This is a genomic window from Streptomyces sp. NPDC088746 (genome assembly GCF_044751065.1).
Classification (GTDB): domain Bacteria; phylum Actinomycetota; class Actinomycetes; order Streptomycetales; family Streptomycetaceae; genus Streptomyces.
The window spans coordinates 89,706-107,390 of record NZ_JBIVLA010000013.1 but is presented as its reverse complement, the minus strand read 5'-3'; the positions used below and the strand labels follow the sequence as shown (position 1 = coordinate 107,390).

The 17,685-nt window shown below is 73.1% G+C and carries 17 protein-coding genes; 10 read left to right on the top strand and 7 right to left on the bottom strand.

Annotated elements, in window-relative coordinates; translation table 11 throughout:
• Window positions 1-202 precede the first annotated feature (202 nt).
• On the bottom strand, window positions 203-832 hold the full coding sequence (locus tag ACIP63_RS36310; protein ID WP_401524752.1) for a TetR/AcrR family transcriptional regulator: 630 nt from the start codon (window positions 830-832) through the stop codon (window positions 203-205).
• Between the two features lie 111 nt (window positions 833-943).
• Between ACIP63_RS36310 and hmgA the strand changes: the two genes are divergently transcribed.
• From hmgA to ACIP63_RS36295, 3 genes are all read left to right on the top strand, one after another.
• The gene (gene hmgA / locus ACIP63_RS36305) at window positions 944-2,263 is read left to right on the top strand and encodes a homogentisate 1,2-dioxygenase (protein WP_401524749.1); all 1,320 of its coding nucleotides are present in this window, start codon (window positions 944-946) and stop codon (window positions 2,261-2,263) included.
• A 31-nt stretch (window positions 2,264-2,294) separates the two neighbouring features.
• On the top strand, window positions 2,295-3,068 hold the full coding sequence (locus ACIP63_RS36300; RefSeq protein WP_401524747.1) for a GntR family transcriptional regulator: 774 nt from the start codon (window positions 2,295-2,297) through the stop codon (window positions 3,066-3,068).
• Window positions 3,069-3,153: 85 nt separating this feature from the next.
• Complete coding sequence (locus ACIP63_RS36295; protein WP_401524744.1) at window positions 3,154-4,377, top strand: type ISP restriction/modification enzyme; 1,224 nt, start codon at window positions 3,154-3,156, stop codon at window positions 4,375-4,377.
• Window positions 4,378-4,611: 234 nt separating this feature from the next.
• Here the strand turns inward: ACIP63_RS36295 and ACIP63_RS36290 are convergent, their stop codons facing one another.
• Window positions 4,612-4,875, bottom strand: coding sequence for a hypothetical protein (locus ACIP63_RS36290; RefSeq protein WP_104790182.1), 264 nt, complete (start codon window positions 4,873-4,875; stop codon window positions 4,612-4,614).
• Window positions 4,876-5,083: 208 nt separating this feature from the next.
• On the opposite strand from ACIP63_RS36290, the gene ACIP63_RS36285 reads away from it, so the two are divergent.
• Window positions 5,084-6,268, top strand: coding sequence for a serine/threonine-protein kinase (locus ACIP63_RS36285; protein ID WP_401524742.1), 1,185 nt, complete (start codon window positions 5,084-5,086; stop codon window positions 6,266-6,268).
• Window positions 6,269-6,296: 28 nt separating this feature from the next.
• Here ACIP63_RS36285 and ACIP63_RS36280 read toward each other — a convergent pair whose 3' ends face one another.
• Window positions 6,297-7,115 (bottom strand): SGNH/GDSL hydrolase family protein, encoded by an 819-nt coding sequence (locus ACIP63_RS36280; protein WP_401524739.1) that lies wholly within the window; start codon window positions 7,113-7,115, stop codon window positions 6,297-6,299.
• 705 nt (window positions 7,116-7,820) lie between these two features.
• On the opposite strand from ACIP63_RS36280, the gene ACIP63_RS36275 reads away from it, so the two are divergent.
• From ACIP63_RS36275 to ACIP63_RS36260, 4 genes are all read left to right on the top strand, one after another.
• Window positions 7,821-8,651 carry a glycosyltransferase family 2 protein gene (locus tag ACIP63_RS36275; protein ID WP_401524736.1) on the top strand — a complete coding sequence of 277 codons (831 nt, stop codon included), beginning with the start codon at window positions 7,821-7,823 and terminating at the stop codon, window positions 8,649-8,651.
• The gene (locus tag ACIP63_RS36270) at window positions 8,648-9,649 is read left to right on the top strand and encodes a glycosyltransferase family 2 protein (RefSeq protein WP_401524733.1); all 1,002 of its coding nucleotides are present in this window, start codon (window positions 8,648-8,650) and stop codon (window positions 9,647-9,649) included. The genes ACIP63_RS36275 and ACIP63_RS36270 overlap by 4 nt, the downstream gene beginning before the upstream one ends.
• Window positions 9,650-9,705: 56 nt before the next feature.
• Window positions 9,706-10,494 (top strand): polysaccharide deacetylase family protein, encoded by a 789-nt coding sequence (locus ACIP63_RS36265; RefSeq protein ID WP_401524820.1) that lies wholly within the window; start codon window positions 9,706-9,708, stop codon window positions 10,492-10,494.
• 106 nt (window positions 10,495-10,600) lie between these two features.
• Entirely contained in the window at window positions 10,601-11,695 is a 1,095-nt protein-coding gene (locus ACIP63_RS36260; RefSeq protein ID WP_401524730.1) for a DUF5925 domain-containing protein, read from the top strand.
• A gap of 22 nt (window positions 11,696-11,717) precedes the next feature.
• Here ACIP63_RS36260 and ACIP63_RS36255 read toward each other — a convergent pair whose 3' ends face one another.
• Window positions 11,718-12,092, bottom strand: coding sequence for a GntR family transcriptional regulator (locus tag ACIP63_RS36255; RefSeq protein ID WP_362931778.1), 375 nt, complete (start codon window positions 12,090-12,092; stop codon window positions 11,718-11,720).
• Between the two features lie 69 nt (window positions 12,093-12,161).
• Here ACIP63_RS36255 and ACIP63_RS36250 point away from each other — a divergent pair, with 69 nt between their 5' ends.
• Both ACIP63_RS36250 and ACIP63_RS36245 read left to right on the top strand, forming a co-directional pair.
• Window positions 12,162-13,082 carry a GNAT family N-acetyltransferase gene (locus ACIP63_RS36250; protein WP_401524726.1) on the top strand — a complete coding sequence of 307 codons (921 nt, stop codon included), beginning with the start codon at window positions 12,162-12,164 and terminating at the stop codon, window positions 13,080-13,082.
• Window positions 13,063-13,557 carry a DUF402 domain-containing protein gene (locus ACIP63_RS36245; protein WP_401524724.1) on the top strand — a complete coding sequence of 165 codons (495 nt, stop codon included), beginning with the start codon at window positions 13,063-13,065 and terminating at the stop codon, window positions 13,555-13,557. The genes ACIP63_RS36250 and ACIP63_RS36245 overlap by 20 nt, the downstream gene beginning before the upstream one ends.
• A gap of 134 nt (window positions 13,558-13,691) precedes the next feature.
• Here ACIP63_RS36245 and ACIP63_RS36240 read toward each other — a convergent pair whose 3' ends face one another.
• From ACIP63_RS36240 to ACIP63_RS36230, 3 genes are all read right to left on the bottom strand, one after another.
• A complete protein-coding gene (locus tag ACIP63_RS36240; RefSeq protein WP_401524721.1) occupies window positions 13,692-14,573 on the bottom strand; it encodes a hypothetical protein in 882 nt (293 codons plus the stop codon).
• 102 nt (window positions 14,574-14,675) lie between these two features.
• Window positions 14,676-16,160 (bottom strand): trifunctional class I SAM-dependent methyltransferase/NUDIX hydrolase/VOC family protein, encoded by a 1,485-nt coding sequence (locus ACIP63_RS36235; RefSeq protein ID WP_401524718.1) that lies wholly within the window; start codon window positions 16,158-16,160, stop codon window positions 14,676-14,678.
• Between the two features lie 34 nt (window positions 16,161-16,194).
• Window positions 16,195-17,682, bottom strand: a complete 1,488-nt coding sequence (locus ACIP63_RS36230) for a tripartite tricarboxylate transporter permease (protein WP_401524716.1) — start codon at window positions 17,680-17,682, stop codon at window positions 16,195-16,197.
• Between the last annotated feature and the right edge of the window lie 3 nt (window positions 17,683-17,685).

Genomic DNA, 17,685 nt, shown 5'->3' with positions numbered 1-17,685 from the left:
GCGGTGGCGCGCGGGCGTGATCCGGCGTCCCGCGGCGCACTCGGCGGGCGCGGGCTCCCGGCGAATCGAGCATACCGACCGGTACGGATGCTGGCGAGGCTCTGGAGTGACCCGTTGTCCCGCCGCCCCCGAGCCGGTCGGCCCGCAGCGCTCCGCCCCCTGGCCCGCCACCCTCCGCCGCCTGATCCGCCGCCCCGCGCCGTTATTCGAGGACGCTTGAGAGATAGGCCCGGAGCAGCACCCGGGTCTCCGCTATCAGGTCCGGGTCCCCCTCGGGGTCGGTGCGGAAGGCCAGTTGGAGCAGGGCGTCGGCGGCCTGCACGCAGACCAGGACGGTGCGGAGCAGGCGGGCGTCCGAGGCGGCCCCGTCGCGTCCCCGGCCGAGATATCCGGAGAGCAGCTCCGTCAGGCGGTCCGCGACGCGCTGGTTCACCTCCGCGTCGAGCGGCCCCGGGACCGGCACGGGTGGGCCGAAGTCCACGAGGGCGAAGCCGGCGACGGAGCGCTTCATCGCCAGGTACTCGTCGAGCACGGCGTCGATGGCCGCGCGCCACTCCCGCTCCGGGATCGCCTCCAGTCTGGCGACGACCCGGCCGGCGTAGACCTCCAGGTTTCGCTCGGCCAGGGCGTCGACCAGCGCCCTCTTGTTGGGGAAGAAGCGGTAGACGGAGCCGATGGGCACGCCGGCCCGGTCGGCGACCGCCCGGGTGGAGAGCTGCTCGTAGCCGGTCTCGTCGAGCAGCGCGGCCCCGGCGTCGAGGATGCGGGCGAGGCGGTCGGCGCTGCGCTGCTGCACGGGGACGCGTCGGAGGTTCGTATGAGCGTGGGACACGGCTCCATGATGCCTGTATGCCGTTGACGGGCCACGTTTCGATTCCTACGGTGATCCATAGGATTCTTCGTCAGGGGATCCACGGGATTCCTCATCCAACGGGAGCGCATGATGAGCGGCATCGAGCAGGCGAGGAAAACGGCGGAGAATCTCGGCCACATGTCGGGCTTCGGCAACGAGCACAGTTCGGAGGCCGTCCCGGGCGCCCTGCCCCACGGCCGCAACTCGCCCCAGCGCGCACCGCTCGGGCTGTACGCGGAACAGCTGAGCGGCTCGGCCTTCACCGAACCCCGCGCCCGTAACCGCCGTTCCTGGCTCTACCGGATCCGTCCGTCCGCCGCCCACCCCGCCTTCGTCCGCATCGACAACGGCACCCTGCGCTCCGCCCCCTTCACCGAGACGGTCCCCGACCCGAACCGGCTGCGCTGGGACCCGCTCCCCGATCCCGCGCCCGGCACGGACTTCCTGACCGGTCTGTGGACCCTGGGCGGCAACGGCGACGCCACACAGCGCACCGGCATGGCCGTGCACCTCTACAGCGCGGACTCCTCCATGACGGACCGGGTGTTCAGCGACTCCGACGGGGAACTGCTGATCGTCCCCGAGCGCGGCGGGCTGCTGCTCCGCACCGAACTGGGCCTGCTGCGGGCCGAGCCCGGCCATGTGGCGCTGATCCCGCGTGGCGTCCGCTTCCGTGTCGAGCTGCTGGACACGACCGCCCGCGGCTACGTCTGCGAGAACTACGGGCAGCCCTTCGTCCTGCCCGACCTGGGGCCCATCGGCGCCAACGGCCTGGCGAACGCCCGGGACTTCCTCGCGCCCGTCGCCGCGTTCGAGGACCGTGAGGGCCCGGTCGAGGTGATCAACAAGTTCTGCGGGAACCTCTGGTCGGCGACGTACGGCCACTCGCCGCTCGACGTCGTCGCCTGGCACGGCAACCACACGCCGTACGTCTACGACCTGCGCCGCTTCAATGTGATGGGCACGATCAGCTACGACCACCCGGACCCCTCGATCTTCACCGTGCTGACCTCCCCGTCCGACACCCCGGGGCTGGCCGGCGTCGACTTCGTGGTCTTCGCCCCGCGCTGGCTGGTCGGCGAGGACACCTTCCGCCCTCCGTACTTCCACCGCAACGTGATGAGCGAGTACATGGGCCTGATCGAGGGCGCGTACGACGCCAAGGCGGGCGGCTTCGTGCCGGGCGGCGGCTCGCTGCACAACATGATGTCCGCGCACGGCCCGGACCGTGAGACCTTCGACCGGGCGAGCGCGGCGGAGCTGAAGCCGCAGAAGATCGACGACGGCCTGGCGTTCATGTTCGAGACCCGCTGGCCGGTCACGGCGACCGCGCAGGCCGCGGGGACGGACCGTCTCCAGCGCGGGTACGACGACGTGTGGCAGGGTCTGAGCCGCAACTTCCGGCCGTGAGACCGCACCGCAGAGAGTTCGGGTGAACCAGATGGATCAGGTGAACGAGGCGAGCCCGCCCGGCTTCGCCCCCGACTCCCTGGTGCTGAACCGGAAGCTGCCCCTCTGGTACCAGGTCTCGCAGTCGCTGCGGGCCTCCATACTGGGCCGCCCCCAGGACGCCTCGACGCGGCTGCCCACCGAGGAGCAGCTCGCACTGCACTACGGCGTCAGCGTCCTCACCATGCGCCAGGCCCTCAAGGAGCTGGAGACCGAGGGGCTGATCAGCAGACACCGGCGGCGCGGCACGTTCATCGAGCCGCGCGCCCGGCGGGTGTCGCCGGTCCGGCTGCTGGGTTCGATCGACGCGATCGTCGCCCAGCAGTCGGGCGAGCGCACGACCGTGCTCGGCCACGGCCTCGCACCCGTTTCCGGCGACCTCGCCGAGTTCTTCCCGGACTGCCCCGAGGTGGTCAGCTACCGGCGGCTCCGCCGCGACGACGCGACGGACGAGCCGACCAACTGGGCGGAGAACGCGGTGCGCCCGGAGATCGCCGACCGGCTCGACGTGGCCGATCTGGAGCGGTGGCCGATGACGAAGGTGCTGCGCGACTCCCTCGGCGTACGCATCGCCCGGATCACGGACACCGTCGAGGCGCGCCTCGCCGACCCCGTCACGGCCGAGCTGCTCGGGGTCCCGCTGCTCAGCCCGATCCTGCACTACACGGGGGTGACGTACGACGAGGACGGCACGGTGGTGGACGTGGCGCGCATCCGCTACCGGGGCGACCGCTTCTCCTTCTCCGTGACCGTCGAGGCGCACTGACGGCGGGCCCGCGGCGGGCGGTCGTCACGGGGGAGGCCGTTACGATGCCGGGGGCGGCGGACGTGGCGAGGGGGAGGACGACACGGTGGCAGCACGGGTGGCGGCCGGAGCCGGCGGGAGCGACGCGCTCCCGCTGCTGGACGACCTCATGCCGTGGTCGGTGCGCCCCCTGAGACCGGGACGCCCCTGGGTGACCGCCCCCGACGCCTCCTCGCTCCGGGCCCGCTGGGACCTGCTGGTACGGACGGAGGGCGCCGAGCAGGAACGGCTGTTCCGCCCCAGCCGCTCCCGTACGCCGCTGACCCCGGCCGCGGCGCTGCCGGGCAGGTCCACCGGCACGAGTGCGTTCGCCCGGGACCCCGGACCGTATCCCGAACCGGTGCGGATCGCGCACGGGCCCTTCGACGAACAGTGGCTGATTCCCGACCACCGGCTGCTCGACGCGGCCCGCCCCGAGCTGTGGCGGGTCGCCGACGGACACCAGCTCTTCGCCGTCGAGCACGGATACGTGCCCCAGGACGACGGCCCCGCCCTCTCCGCGACCACGCTGCTGCCCGACGGGCACTCCCCCGCGGGGCGGCCCGGCCGGATACGGCCGCTCTACCGGCGGCCGGGCGGCCTGGAGCCCAATCTCGCACCCGGCCTGACCGCCGAGCTGGCCGCATGCTACGGGGTGCCGGTCACCGCCGGATCCGTCCTCGCCTGGGCCCTCGCCGCCGCCCGCCCCTCCCCCGCCGGGCCGCTCGTCCCGCTGCCCGCCGACGGTGCGCTGTGGGAGCGGGGCGTGGAGCTCGGCCAGGAGCTGCTGCGGCTCCAGCTGCGCGGGGCACGCGGCGGTGAACGACCGCGGCTGCCGGGCGGCCGGCGCCCGTATGTGCGGGCCGCCATCCCGCCCCGGCCCGACGGGCTGCGCTACGACGCCGAGGAGGAGACCCTCGTCGTCGGCGAGGGGCGCGTCTCACCCGTACCCGCCGGTGCCTGGGAGTTCCGGGTCAGCGGGGTACGGATGCTGGAGCTGTGGTTCGAGCGCCGCACGGCGGCGGGTGAGGGCCTCGCGGCGGTGGGGCCGCGCGGCTGGCCGCAGGAGCGGACCTCGGAGCTGCTGGAGCTGATCACCGTCCTGGCGCTGCTCGCCGGGCTGCGGCCCCGGCAACAGGCGCTGCGGGAGCGGCTGGATGAGGCGGAGGTCCTCACCAGGGACGGGCTGCGCGCGGCCGGGGTGCTTCCCGTCCCTGCGCCGGCCCGGCTCCCCGCGTCCGTGCTGGATCACCAGGAGGAGGGTCCGGAGGGGCAGTTCGCGCTGTTGTGAGAGAGCGGGAGGTGGTCACCGCTGTCGGCGTGTCGCGAACACCGATGCTCCGGCGCCGCGCTGCCGTGCGGGCGCCGGCGCCGATGGGGTGCCGTACCGGCGCTGACGGAGCACACCGACGCAACGCTGCCGGCCCTGGGGATGACGGACGGGCGGAGAGCAGCACTGCGCCGGGACGGAGTGGTCGTGGACGCGGCCCTGAGCGGAGGGCCGCACCGGTCGTGGAGCCGTCGGTCAGCGGCGGCTGCCGAAGAGCGAGCGCCGCAGTCGCCGCAGCGGGGCGAAGAGCGAGACACGCGCGCTCCTGCTCCTGCGGGTGTGCGCGGCGTCGCGCGAGGTGAGCTCGAGCATCAGCAGCGTCGCCTCCGCCGACTCCCGCTGCGGAACGGCGGGGCCGCCCAGCACTGCGAGATGGCGGTCGAGGCGCGAACTGGTCGCACCGCTCCCACATGTAATGGCAGGCACACGCGGCCTGCTGCGCACCGTTATCTGTTCCATGTCACTCCCCACCCGTACGAGGGCACCCGGCCCGGGCAGGTTAACCCTATCGTCCCGCGGTGACACTCGTGTATCCCGGCCGCAGGATTGCACACCCGTACACGAGGGTTGACGGGCCGTTACCGGATCCTGTCGGTTCCGGGACGGGTTGCGTTAGCTTGGAGGGGATTCGTCCGTACTGCGCACAGCTGCTGATGGAGGGTCACCGATGAGCGAAGTCCCGGGCACCGGACGTGTGATCGCGGATCGTTACCGACTTCTGGACCCGCTGGGCGAGGGCGGGGCGGGCATCGTGTGGCGCGCCCGCGACGAGGTGCTGGGGCGCGAGGTGGCCGTGAAGGAGGTGCGGGCCCCGGCGGAGCTGACCGCCGACGGCGCCGGGCTCCTGCACGCCCGCCTGGAGCGGGAGGCCCGCGAGGCGGCCCGTGTCACGCATCGCAACGCCGTCGCCGTGCACGACGTCGTCACCCAGGACTCCCGGCCCTGGATCGTGATGGAGCTGGTCCGGGGGCTGGCCCTGTCCGACGTACTGGCCGCCGACGGCCCGCTGTCCCCCCGGCGGGCGGCCCGCGTCGGCGCGGAGGTGCTCGCGGCGCTGCGCGGCGCCCATGAGGCCGGCGTGCTGCACCGTGACGTGAAACCGGGCAACGTGCTGCTGGCCAACGACGGGCGGGTGATGCTGAAGGACTTCGGCATCACCCCGGCCGACGGCTCGTCCGGCCTCACGGGTGAGCCCATCGGCTCCCCGGAGTACCTCGCGCCCGAGCGCACGCAGGGGCGCACGCCGGGGCCCGAATCCGACCTCTGGTCGCTGGGAGTGCTTCTGTACGCCGCCACCGAGGGGCGGTCACCGTTCGGCAGGGACACCCCGCCGGACACCTTGCGCGCGGTCGGCGAGGAGGAGCCGCCGCCGCTCCGGCGGGCGGGCGCGCTCGCCCCCGTCATCGAGGGGCTGCTGCGCAAGGATCCGGCCGAGCGGCTCACCGCCGGGGACGCGGAGCGCCGGCTGCGGATCCTGGCCGCGGGCGGCTCCGGGGCGCCCGGCGGCGGAGCGGCAGGCCCGCCGCTTACGCCGCCGGCGGGCGAAACGGCCGCGCCGACAGGGGAACCGGGGTCCGCCACGGGCACCCTGGAGCCCGTAGGCCTGACGAGGCGCACGGGCGTTCTGGTGGCCGTGGGGGCGGTTGTCGCGCTGCTCGTCGCCGGGGGCCTCGTCTGGGCGCTGGCGGGCGACGACGACACGGACGAGAGGGGCGGCGGGAAGGCAGCGACGCGCGCCTGGGCGGCTTCGGCGGAGACCTCGGGGCACGGGCCCGTGAAGGCCGTGGAGCTCTTCGTGGCGAGCGGGAAGGAGACCCCGCGGGGCGGAGTCCCCTCCTCGGCGGACGGCTGAGCCGGCGCGCTGCGCTGCGGAGGTGCGGTCAGGCCTTCGAGTTGAGGACGGGCAGGTAGCCGCCCGACTGCCCGGCGGCCGTGGGGTGGTAGGACTCACCGATGTTGAGCCAGTTCACGCTGTGCAGCCAGGCGCTGCCCGAGCAGATCTCGTGCCCGGTGAAGGTGGAGGTGACGTCGCCGAAGGTGAACCCGTGGTCCGCCGCGCGCTTGGCGGTGGCGGCGTTGAGGTAGTCGGCGGCGCCGTTGATGGCGGAGCGTTCCTTCTCGCTCAGGCCGGCGACGCAGCTGCCGCCGAGCTTGTAGAAGCGGGGGTAGCCGAGGACGACCACGTGGGCCGCGGGCGCTTTGGCGCTGATCGCCGCGTACACGGAGTCCAGTTTGCCGGGGAGGGTCGAGTCGACGTAGGCGCGGGCGGTGGCGATCCTGCTCAGGCAGGTGGCCTCGGACTGGAGGACGCAGGTGGTCATGACGTCGGCGAAGCCGGCGTCGTTGCCGCCGATGGAGATCGAGACGAGGTCGGTCGCGGAGGTCAGGGGGCCGAGCTGACCGGCTGTCACGTCGCCCGTCCTGGCCCCTGAGCACGCGGTGAAGGCGAACGAGGCGGGGTTGTTGGCGGCCTTCCAGAGGGCGGGGTACGCGCGGGTGCTGCGCTTGCAGTCACCGCTCGCGCTGTCGTAGGCGCCGGCTCCGACACCTGACGAGTACGAGTCACCCAGGGCCACGTAGTCGACGGCCTCGACGGACTGCGCGGATTCCTGGGCCTGGGCGACGCCCGCACCGGTCAGAGCGAGGACGGTGCCGAGCAGGAGAGAGGACGAGAACGCCACGAGTCTGGACATTTTCATGGAACCTCCTTGGGCAGGATCTCTGCCTACTCCGTGGTAGCAGTACCGCCCCGAATTCCGGAAGTGTCCATGCCAAGAAGCTTCGACAACGTCTCCTTGACGCCTTCCTGGCGGTACGTCACATTGAAATCCGGCATCCGGCGCACCGGGGGGCAAAGTCGCCCATGCGGATCATCAGCCATGAGACGGGGCAGTCGGGGGGGCCGTTCCGACGGGCGGCGCGGCGCACGCACGCGTCGGCATCAATTCACCACCGCACGCCTCTTGCGCGCCCTTTCACCTCTTCGCGACCCAGGCCGCTCACTTCACGCCCGGCCGCCGGAAAAATAGGAGGTGTCAATTCCGCAGCCGAATGTGACAGTTCCGCCAAAGTCTGAAAAGAGCGAGACGCCCTCGCATCTCGTGCCATACAGTTCCCCTCGTTAATACCGTCGTAGACCAACCCGTAACGGCCCATCACGCAGGCGGCTCCAGGGGAGGGCTCAGGAAGCCGCGATGGATACCGGAGCGGGGCACGGTAGGGGGGTGCCGTGCCGGCGGCCGCACTCGAACGAGTCGGTCGCCGCGCGGCCAGTTGTGCCACCTCATCACGCCAGCTCGGAGCGCCATACCGTCATGGCCGGGGTGAGAACCCCCCTTTCGAACCGGACCTTTATCCGGACAGCCCGGTGGCGGGCCGTCCACCGGACGAGAGGGAAAAGAATCATGAGTTCAGTTCTGCCTTCCTCGATCAGACCTGCCGTCGAAGAGACCCGAGCCGCTCGAATAAAGAGCGAATACCGTCCGATCTCTTCGCATCTCGCGATAGCGCCGCCGGTGAGTGTCGTGATCCCCGCCATGAATGAGGCGGAGAATCTTCCCTATGTGTTCAAGACCCTGCCCGACTGGATTCATGAAGTCGTGCTCGTGGACGGGAATTCGACCGACGACACCGTCCGGGTCGCCCGCGAACTCCGGCCGGACGTCGTGGTCGTCAAGCAGGTCGGCAAGGGCAAGGGCGACGCCCTGATCAGCGGCTTCGCCGCCTGCACCGGCGAGATCATCGTGATGGTCGACGCGGACGGCTCGGCGGACGGGGAGGAGATCGTCAGCTACGTCTCCGCCCTGGTCGGCGGCGCCGACTTCGCCAAGGGCTCCCGCTTCGCCAACGGCGGCGGCACGGACGACATGACGCCCGTCCGCAAGCTCGGCAACTGGGCGCTGTGCACCGTGGTCAACCGCAAGTTCGGGGCCCGCTACACCGACCTCTGCTACGGCTACAACGCCTTCTGGAAGCACTGCCTGGACAGGATCGCCCTGGACTGCACCGGCTTCGAGATCGAGACCCTGATGAACATCCGGGTGGTCAAGGCCGGCCTCAGGGTCCAGGAGGTGCCCAGCCACGAGTACAACCGCATCCACGGCGTCAGCAACCTCCGCGCCGTACGGGACGGGCTCCGGGTGCTCAGGGTGATCCTCAGGGAGAAGGGCGTGCGCCGCGGCGGGCGCCGGACGGCGGCCGTGCCCGCCGTGATCGGCCGGGGACAGGTGCTGTGAGCCCACGCGACTTCTCCGTCGTCGTCTGCGTCTACACCGAGGAGCGCTGGGAGGACATCCTCGAGGCCGTCGCATCCGTCCGCGCGCAGTCCCTGCCCGCCCGGGAGACCCTCCTGGTGGTGGACCACAATCCGGCGCTGCTGCGCCGTCTTGCCGGGGAGTACGCGCAACGCCCGGAGGTGCGGGTGCTCGCGAACGCGGGCCCCCGCGGTCTCTCGGCGGGCCGGAACACGGGCATCGCCGCGGCCCGTGGCGCGATCGTCGCCTTCCTCGACGACGACGCGGTGGCCGAGCCGGACTGGCTTCGCCACTTCGACAAGGGCTACGACGATCCGGAGGTGATGGCCGTCGGCGGCCGGACCCTCCCGTCGTGGGCCTCGGGCCGCAGGCCGCTCTGGTTCCCCGAGGAGTTCGACTGGGTCGTCGGGTGCACCTACCTGGGTCTGCCGCGCGGCACGGTCCGGGTCCGCAACGTCCTCGGTGGCAACGCGTCGTTCCGTCGTACGGCCTTCGACGCGGCGGGCGGCTTCGCCACCGGCATCGGCCGGGACGGGGACAAGCGGCCGCTGGGCGGTGAGGAGACCGAGCTGTGCATCCGGCTGAGCCGCGCACTCCCCCACGCCGTCCTGCTCATCGACGACCGCGCCGTGATCCGTCACAAGGTCCCCAGGGTGAGGGAGCGCTTCGGCTACTTCCGTACCCGTACGTACGCCGAGGGGCTCTCCAAGGCGCTCGTCGCCCGCAGCGTCGGTGCGGACAAGGGGCTGGAGTCCGAGCGCCGCTACACCACCCGGGTGCTCCCGGCCGGGGTGCTGCGGGGCGCCCGGGACTTCCTGCTCGGCCGCCCCGGCGGAGCGGGCCGCGCCGGCGCGGTCCTCGCGGGAGTGCTGACGGCGGCGGCCGGCTACGCCGTGGGGAGCGTGCGGGTCCGGCGCGACGGCGCGTCCTTCGACGTGCCGGCGATCGAACAGGCGGGCGCCGTCGAGGAGGTGCGGTGAGCGGGGCGGGGCCGGGGAGCGGGGCAGGCCCGGTGAGCGGCGCCGTGCCGATCCTGATGTACCACGCCGTCGGCGACCGCCCGGCCGACGGTGTGTACGGCCTCTCGGTGTCGCCCGGCGCCTTCCGTACGCAGATGGAGATCCTGGCCCGGCGCGACTTCACCCCGCTCACCACAGCCGCGCTGGGCGAGCACTGGCGCACGGGGCGGCCCCTGCCGCCCAGGCCGGTGCTCATCACGTTCGACGACGGTTACGAAGGGGTGCACCGGCACGCCCTGCCGGTGCTCGCCGAGCACGGCTTCGCGGCCACCGTCTTCGTCACCACCGGCTGGCTGCGCGGGCCGTACGACGAGGGCGGCGCCCTGGACACCATGCTCGACTGGGGCCAGGTGCGCGAACTCGCCGACACGGGTGTGGAGATCGGCGGCCACAGCCACACCCATCCGCAGCTGGACCAGCTCGGCGGGACGGCCCTGCGGGCGGAGACCGTGCGGTGCCGGGAGATCGTCACCGCCGAACTGGGCGCTCCTCCGGCCTCCTTCGCCTATCCCTACGGCTACTCCACCCGCCGGGTGCGGCGGTCCGTGCGTGCGGCGGGCTTCGCCCAGGCCCTCGCCGTGGGCAACGCCCTGGCGCGCCGCCGTCAGGGGCCGTACGCCCTGGAGCGGGTGACGGTCCGCCGCGGTACGGGCGCCGCCGAGTTCGCCCGGCTGGTCGACGGCCGGGCTGTCGCACGGGCGTTCGCCGTGGACCGGGCGCTCACCAAGGGGTTCGCCGTGGTGCGCGGCGCGCGCCGGGCGGTCCGCGGGTTCCGGGGCCCCGGGCCGCCGGACACACCGGGCTGAGCGCCCGCTCCCCTGGGGTCTTCCCTCCTGGTCCGGGCGGAAGACCCCAGGGGCAGCTCCTGAAACCTGGGTGCGCGGGGCGCCGGCGTACCGGATCATGGGCGCCATGTCTGCCAACCCCGAATCCGCCCTGCCGATCCGGCTCAACGTCGACGACAGCGATTCGCCGTCCGACGTCGTGGACGCGCTGTTCCTGGGCCGCTTCGCGACGGGCGAGCAGCCGTACTCCCACAGTTCCTCCCTCGACCGCGTCAAGTCGGGAGCGACCCTGCTGCCCGCGGCGGCCGAGGTCCTGAGGTCCGCCCGTGACGACGACCGCACCGCGACCCTCGCCGAGGGCGACGGATGGACGCTGCTGGTCTCACGGTGGAACCGGGGCGCCGACGTCACGGTCACCGCCACCACCGCCGAGCTGGCCCAGAAGGTCCTGTCCGAGGCGACCGAAGGGGCCCAGGACGAGCCGGAGCCGCAGCCCGAGAACGTGACCATGGGCTTCTGGTACGTGTCCCCGCGCCGCGGCCCGCACCGCACCACCCGGCAGATCGCCGCCGGCACCTGGGAGGAGGTCCGGTCCAACTACACGGCTCCGGTGGCCGATGCGATGGACCGGCTGATGAAGGTCACCCCGGACGACATCTCCGGCCGGCTGCTCCTGCTGCACGGTCCTCCCGGCACCGGCAAGACCTCGGCGCTGCGCACCCTCGCCCGGTCCTGGCGCGACTGGTGCCAGGTCGACTGCGTGCTGGATCCGGAGCGGCTCTTCAACGACGTCGGCTATCTGATGGACATCGCCATCGGCGAGGACGACGGTTCGGCGAAGGGGCGCTGGCGGCTGCTGCTCCTGGAGGACTGCGACGAGCTGATCCGCGGCGAGGCGAAGCACACGGCGGGTCAGGCACTGTCCCGGCTGCTCAACCTGACGGACGGCCTCCTGGGCCAGGGCCGCAACGTGCTGGTGGGGGTGACCACCAACGAGGACCTGGAGCGGCTGCACCCGGCGGTGGTCAGGCCGGGCCGCTGCCTGGCCCGCATCGAGGTGGGTTCGCTGACCCGTGCGGAGTCGGTCTCCTGGCTGGGTACGGAGGAGGGGCTCGGCCGCGAGGGCGCGACGCTCGCCGAGCTGTACGCCCTGCGGCGGGGCAGCGGTCCCGCGTCCGTGCCGAAGCAGGACGCGGGTGCCGACGCGGGGCTGTACCTCTGAGCTGCGCCTCCGACCGGCCCCGCTACCGCGTGTAGGCCGCCCGTACGGCGTCCTCGGCCAGGGCCAGCGCGTCGGCCCTGGAGAGGCCGAGGCGCCGGGCCTGCTCGGCGTACTCCTGCGCCGCCGTCGCCGCGTGGCGGGCCGCCGCGTCGCCCGCGGCGGCGATGAACGTCCCGTTGCGCCCCCGCGTCTCGATCACCCCGTCGCCCTCCAGCGCGCGGTAGGCCTTCGCCACGGTGTTGGCGGCGAGGCCCAGCTCCCCGGCGAGTCCGCGCACGGTCGGGAGGCGGTAGCCGACGGGCAGGGCGCCGGAGCGGGCCTGTTCGGACAGCTGGGCGCGCAGCTGTTCGTACGGGGCGGTGGCGGAGTCCGGGTCAACGGCGATCTTCAGGGTCACGCGCCGATTCTCTCCCACCGCCGGAAAATCGGAGGCGACCGGGCGGGCCGCCCGCGTACCGTCCGGCGCATGACGGTGATCGTGCGTGACTTCCGGCCCTCCGACGCGGAGGCCTGGGTACAGGTGCGGCGCGCCGCGCTGCCCTACATGGTGACGACTCCGGAGCAGGTCCTGAGCGACCTGGCCGAGGCCCACCCCGGCCGGCACTACCGGCTGCTGGTCGCGGAGGAGGACGGCGAGGTGATCGGGACCGCGCAGGTGGGCATCTCCCACGAGAGCCCGGAGCCGGGCCAGGGGTTCTGCAATCCGTACGTACATCCGGACAGGACGGGCCGGGGCGCGGGGTCGCTCCTGGCGCGGGCCGGCGAGGAGCATCTGAGGGACGTGGGCGCGACCGCCGTCTACACCTGGGTGCTCGACGAACCGGGCAACCGCGCGTTCGCCGAGAAGCACGGCTATGCGGCGCGCAGGCCGGCGCACTTCCTCCGTCTCGGCCTGGCAGAAGGCGCCCTGCCTCCGGTCCCGGCGCTCCCGGCCGGGGCCGAGCTGCTCACGGCCGCCGACTTCGAGGACGATCCACGCCCGATGTTCGAGGCCGACGCGGAGACGACCGCGGACGAGCCGAGCGACGTCGCGGTGGAGTTCTCCGACTACGAGGACTGGCTGGCCACGACCTGGCGGCGGCCCGGCTTCGACCACGGACTCACCACCGTCGTGACGGTGGACGGGCAGGTCGCGGCGTTCAGCGCGGCGATGACCGACGGTCTCACCCGCTACTTGTCGGCCATGACCGGCACCCTGCGCGCCTTCCGGGGCAGGGGGCTGGCGAAGCTCGCCAAGAGCGACTCGCTGCACCGGGCGCGCGCCGCCGGATACACGGACGCCTACACCGGCAACGACGCCGACAACGGCCCGATGCTGGCGGTGAACCGCTGGTTCGGCTACGAGATCTGCGCCACGGAGGTGCGTCATGTCCGCCGTCTCCCCTGAGAACGCCCTGTCCGTCAACCTGGTCAAGGCGGGCAGCACCAAGATCCGCTACCCCGCGGGCCTCGTCCGCGACGACGGCACCCGCATCACCGTCCGGGCCCCCTGGGCGGCGCCGCACGCCCGTGACTTCGGGTTCGTGCGGTTCGAGCCGGGCGATGTCCTCACCGAGCACTACTGGCGTGACCGGTGGTACGCGGTGAAGGAGGTCCGCACCGGGGGCGGGCAGCTGAAGGGCTGGTACTGCGACATCACCCGGCCCGCCGTGCTGCGGGGCACCGAACTCCTGGTCGAGGACCTGGACCTGGATCTGTGGGTGTCGGCGGACGGCTCGTCCGTACTGCGGCTCGACGAGGACGAGTTCGAGGAGAGCGGCCTGGCCGCCCGCGACCCGTCGGCGGCGGAGGCGGCCGTCCGGGCCCTCGACGAGCTGGAACACCTCGCCCGCACCGAGGGGCTGGCGGGGCTCGTCACCTGAGCGGGGCACGGGGCCCCGTTGGCGGGCGGCCCCGTTCCCCGGCATCTCCTACGCCGGTGGCCGCCCCCTGGGCGCCGGCGGTGGCCGGTCCCACGCCACCTGCGGACGGGCTCAGCCTGACGGGATCTCAGCCGTTACGGGGCCGCGCTCAGGGGCAGGAAACGGCGCAGCACCGGGGCGACGAAGCCGGCCAGTGCGCCCGCGTCCATGTCCGTGGCCGTCCCCTCCGCGCTGTCCGCCCACCGCAGCAGCCCCAGCACGAGGTGGGGATCGCCCTCCCGGCCGCTGCCGGCAGCGGCCGCGACCGGGTCCAGGCCGCGCAGCAGCGCCCGTACGAGAACGCCCTCGCCCCACCCGGCCTCCATCGGCTCCGGCAGCCTGCCCAGCCAGGCGAGCAGGCCGAGCGCGCGCCGGTGTCCGTCCGGCTCCGCTTCGGCCAGGAGACCGCTCAGCTCGTCCACGCGCGCCGCGCCGAGATCCGCGCACGCGCGACCCGGCACCTCCCTCAGCGTCGTCCGCAGCACACGCGGCACATGGCGCGCCTCCAGGAGCTCTGCCGCGTGCGGCCCTCTGCCCGCCTGCCGGAACTGCGGTCGCCCCTCGCGCAGTTCCAGTGCGTACGCGAGCCGGGTGGAGAGGAGCGCCAGCTGCCTGGCGCTGCCGTGCCGGGCCAGCAGGAGCAGCAGTCCGGCCGGGTCGGCGAGGTCGAGGTTGCCGCAGAACCGGCCGCCCTCCCACAGCAGGGCGTCGTTCCCGTGCAGGCTCGCCCGTCCGAGCAACTGCCCCTCGGCTCCGCGCAGAGCGAGAGTCGTACTGCCGAGGCAACGGCAGCAGTCGTCCCCGACGGTGCCCCGCGTCGACAGGGTCCTCAGCTCCGCGAGGGCTTCCGCCGAGTCGATCCGCGCGAGCACCGTCCGTTTCTCCAGGGGTTCCGGGCCCTCTCCCCCGGCCAGCACCTCGACGAGTCGGGTGCCCGCCCAGACCTCGTCCCACCACTTCTCCACCGGATGCCCCATGGCGCCAGTCTGCCCTCTCCGAAAGGCCGTGCGGCGGCCGGACGGACGTTCATCTCGGCACCCTCCGGTACCGACGCGCGACTCGGCTGTCGCCGGGACCGTTCAGCTCCAGGGCGCGACCAGCTCCACCTCCTGCCCCGCCGTGTTCGTCACACGGGCCGCGTAGGGCCCGCTCTCGTCCGCGTACGGAGGGAGGCCGGTCGGCAGCGGCCGCCAGCCGTGCCCCGGAGCGTCCGCCAGCAGGGCGTCGAGCGCGGCACGGTCGCGGACGTGGAACGCCAGGCGGCTGACGCCCGGGCGTGGGCCGTCGTGCCCGCCGCCGGTCGTGCCGGGTGTGTGTTCGACCACCACGTAGCTGTCGCCGCGCCGCCAGCTCCGGCCGTGCGCCCAGCGCTGGTACGGGACATGGCCGAGGCGTCCGAGCAGCCAGCCCCACTCCGCGTCGGCCTCGGCCGGGTCGGGCGCCCACAGCTCGACGTGGTGCAGCCGGCCGGTGGGGGCCGCCGCGACGGGCAGCGGGACGGCGCGCCGGGGGCCCCGCGGTGCGTACGCGACGGTGTCGTCGTCCTCGTGCCAGTGGATCAGGAAGCGCTGCTCGGCGCGGTACCCGTCGAGGCCCGCCCGGCAGTACGCCACCATGTCGTCGGGCAGCGCGTCCAGGGGGAACCAGTCCAGCTCGGAGCACTTGTCCGGCTCCGCGTTGCGGGGCGGGCGCGCGGGGTCGTGATCGGCCTCGAAGAACCAGCCGATCCTGGGGTTGCCGCCGGGTCCCCTGTGCTGCATGACCAGGGCCACCCGGAGCTCGTCCGGGTCCAGTTCGACGCCGATCTCCTCCGCCGCCTCCCGGATCATCGCCGCCCGGACGTCCTCGCCGTCCTCCGCGTGGCCGGAGGGGGCGTGGAGCAGCCCGTCGGCGTAGCCCGTGCCGGCCCGCCGGGCGAGCAGCACGTCGGAGCCCCTGCGCAGGATGAGGTGGACGTCGACGACCTCGGTGTGCCGGTGCGGCGGCTCGGCGCGGGCCACCAGGGCGTATCTGTCGTCGTCGACCTCCTTGCCCCAGAGCCGGGAGTCCCCGGAGAGAGGCTCGTGGTGGACGCGTTCCGTGTGCTCGGCGAGGAGCGCGGTGAGGTCGGCCGCGGGGATCCCGGTGCCGTTCCACACTCCCTCGATCAGCACCAGCCGGCCGCCGGGCCGCAGCAGGGAGAACCAGTGCCGCAGGGCGGCCGCCGGGTCGGGCAGCAGCCACACGACGTGCCGGGCGAGGATCACGTCGAACCGCTGCTTGCCGACCGGGGGGTGCGCCGCGTCGCCGACGAACACCTCGGTGCCCGTCCCGGCCAGCTTAACCCGCGCCTGCTCCACCATCCGGGCCGAGCGGTCGACGGCGGTGACGCGGTGCCCCTGGCCGGCGGCGAGCAGGGCCAGGCTGCCCGTACCGCATCCGAGGTCGAGGACCGCGGAGCGCGCGGTGGGCAGCCAGGTCTCCATCCGTCGCGCCCAGGCGCTGCGGACCACCGGATCGCGGAGGCCGTGGTCGGGCTCCTCGTCGAAGGAGTCGGCGGCGGCGTCCCAGTCGATCGTGGTCATGTCCGCAATCCTCTCAGCCGCCGCCGACATTCCCTCAGCCCCGGTTCCGCACCAGGGCCTTCCTCACCAGCGGCCAGGCCAGGATCAGCGCGACGACGACGTAGACCGTCACGGAGAACGGGGTGTTGACGAGTCCGGTCACGCTGCCGTCGCTGATCTGGAGGGCGCGCCGCAGCTGCTGTTCGGCGGACGGGCCGAGGATCACCGCGATGATCGCGGGCAGCACCGGCAGGCCGTACCGCCGCATCCCGAAGCCGATCAGCCCGATGACCAGCAGAATCACCAGGTCGACGGCCTCCCCGCCCACCGCGTACGCGCCGACGGCGGCGAAGAACAGGATGCCCGCGTAGAGGTAGGGGCGCGGGATGCGCAGCAGCTTCGCCCAGAGCGGCGCGAGGGGCAGGTTCAGGGCGAGCAGCAGCACCATGCCGACGAAGAGGGAGGCGATCAGGCCCCAGACCAGTTCGGGTTCGCGTTCGAACAGGAGCGGGCCGGGCTGGATGCCGTACTGCTGGAAGGCTGCCAGCATGACGGCGGCGACGGCCGTGGTGGGCAGGCCGAGCGTGAGCATGGAGACCAGCGTGCCCGCGGCGGAGGCGGAGGCCGCCGACTCCGGCCCGGCGACGCCCTCGATGGCGCCCTTGCCGAACTCGTCGCGGTGCTTGGAGAGCCGCTTCTCGGTGACGTACGAGAGGAAGGTGGGGATCTCCGCGCCACCCGCCGGGATCGCGCCGAACGGGAAGCCGATGAGGGGTCCGCGCAGCCACGACTTCCAGGTACGCCGGACGTCGTCCCTGCCCAGCCAGGGGCGGCCGACGGGGATCGGCTTCCCGCTGGTGCGGCGCAGGTGGGCGGCGACCCAGAGGGCCTCCCCGATGGCGAAGAGTCCGACGGCCACGATCACCACGTCGATGCCGTCGGCCAGTTGGAGCGAGCCGAAGGTGAGGCGCTGCTGGCCCGTCATCTGGTCCAGGCCGACGAGGCCGATGGTGAGGCCGATGAGGAGCGACGCGAGCCCGCGGATCCGGGAGGAGCCGAGGACGGAGGTGACGGCGATGAAGGCCAGCACCATGATGGCGAAGTAGTCGGGGGCGCCGATGTCGACGGCGAGCGAGGCGACGGTCGGGGCGAGGACGACCAGCAGGATCGTGCCGATCATGCCGCCGGCGAAGTGACCGACGGCGGCGGCGGCGAGCGCCTGTGCGCCGCGCCCGGCCTTCGCCATCGGGTTGCCCTCGATCGCGGCGACGACGGCCGCGCTCTCCCCCGGCGTGTTGAGGAGGATCGAGGTGGTGGAGCCGCCGAACATCGCGCCGTAGTAGATCCCGGCGAACATGATGAAGGCGCCGGTCGGTTCGAGTCCGTACGTCACCGGAAGCAGCAGTGCCACGGCCATGGCGGGGCCGATGCCGGGGAGCACACCGATGGCCGTGCCGAGGAGGACGCCGAGCGCGGCCCAGAGCAGGTTGACCGGCGTGAGCGCCGTGCCGAAGCCGTCGATGAGGGAGTTGAGGGAATCCATCGG

What these genes read in the sequence shown, in the direction of transcription:
- hmgA (WP_401524749.1), top strand. Translation starts at nt 944, where the DNA reads ATGAGCGGCATCGAGCAGGCGAGGAAAACGGCGGAGAATCTCGGCCAC.
- ACIP63_RS36300 (WP_401524747.1), top strand. Translation starts at nt 2,295, where the DNA reads ATGGATCAGGTGAACGAGGCGAGCCCGCCCGGCTTCGCCCCCGACTCC.
- ACIP63_RS36290 (WP_104790182.1), bottom strand. Translation starts at nt 4,875, where the DNA reads ATGGAACAGATAACGGTGCGCAGCAGGCCGCGTGTGCCTGCCATTACA.
- ACIP63_RS36285 (WP_401524742.1), top strand. Translation starts at nt 5,084, where the DNA reads ATGAGCGAAGTCCCGGGCACCGGACGTGTGATCGCGGATCGTTACCGA.
- ACIP63_RS36280 (WP_401524739.1), bottom strand. Translation starts at nt 7,115, where the DNA reads ATGAAAATGTCCAGACTCGTGGCGTTCTCGTCCTCTCTCCTGCTCGGC.
- ACIP63_RS36275 (WP_401524736.1), top strand. Translation starts at nt 7,821, where the DNA reads ATGAGTTCAGTTCTGCCTTCCTCGATCAGACCTGCCGTCGAAGAGACC.
- ACIP63_RS36265 (WP_401524820.1), top strand. Translation starts at nt 9,706, where the DNA reads ATGTACCACGCCGTCGGCGACCGCCCGGCCGACGGTGTGTACGGCCTC.
- ACIP63_RS36260 (WP_401524730.1), top strand. Translation starts at nt 10,601, where the DNA reads ATGTCTGCCAACCCCGAATCCGCCCTGCCGATCCGGCTCAACGTCGAC.
- ACIP63_RS36250 (WP_401524726.1), top strand. Translation starts at nt 12,162, where the DNA reads ATGACGGTGATCGTGCGTGACTTCCGGCCCTCCGACGCGGAGGCCTGG.
- ACIP63_RS36245 (WP_401524724.1), top strand. Translation starts at nt 13,063, where the DNA reads ATGTCCGCCGTCTCCCCTGAGAACGCCCTGTCCGTCAACCTGGTCAAG.
- ACIP63_RS36240 (WP_401524721.1), bottom strand. Translation starts at nt 14,573, where the DNA reads ATGGGGCATCCGGTGGAGAAGTGGTGGGACGAGGTCTGGGCGGGCACC.
- ACIP63_RS36235 (WP_401524718.1), bottom strand. Translation starts at nt 16,160, where the DNA reads ATGACCACGATCGACTGGGACGCCGCCGCCGACTCCTTCGACGAGGAG.
- ACIP63_RS36230 (WP_401524716.1), bottom strand. Translation starts at nt 17,682, where the DNA reads ATGGATTCCCTCAACTCCCTCATCGACGGCTTCGGCACGGCGCTCACG.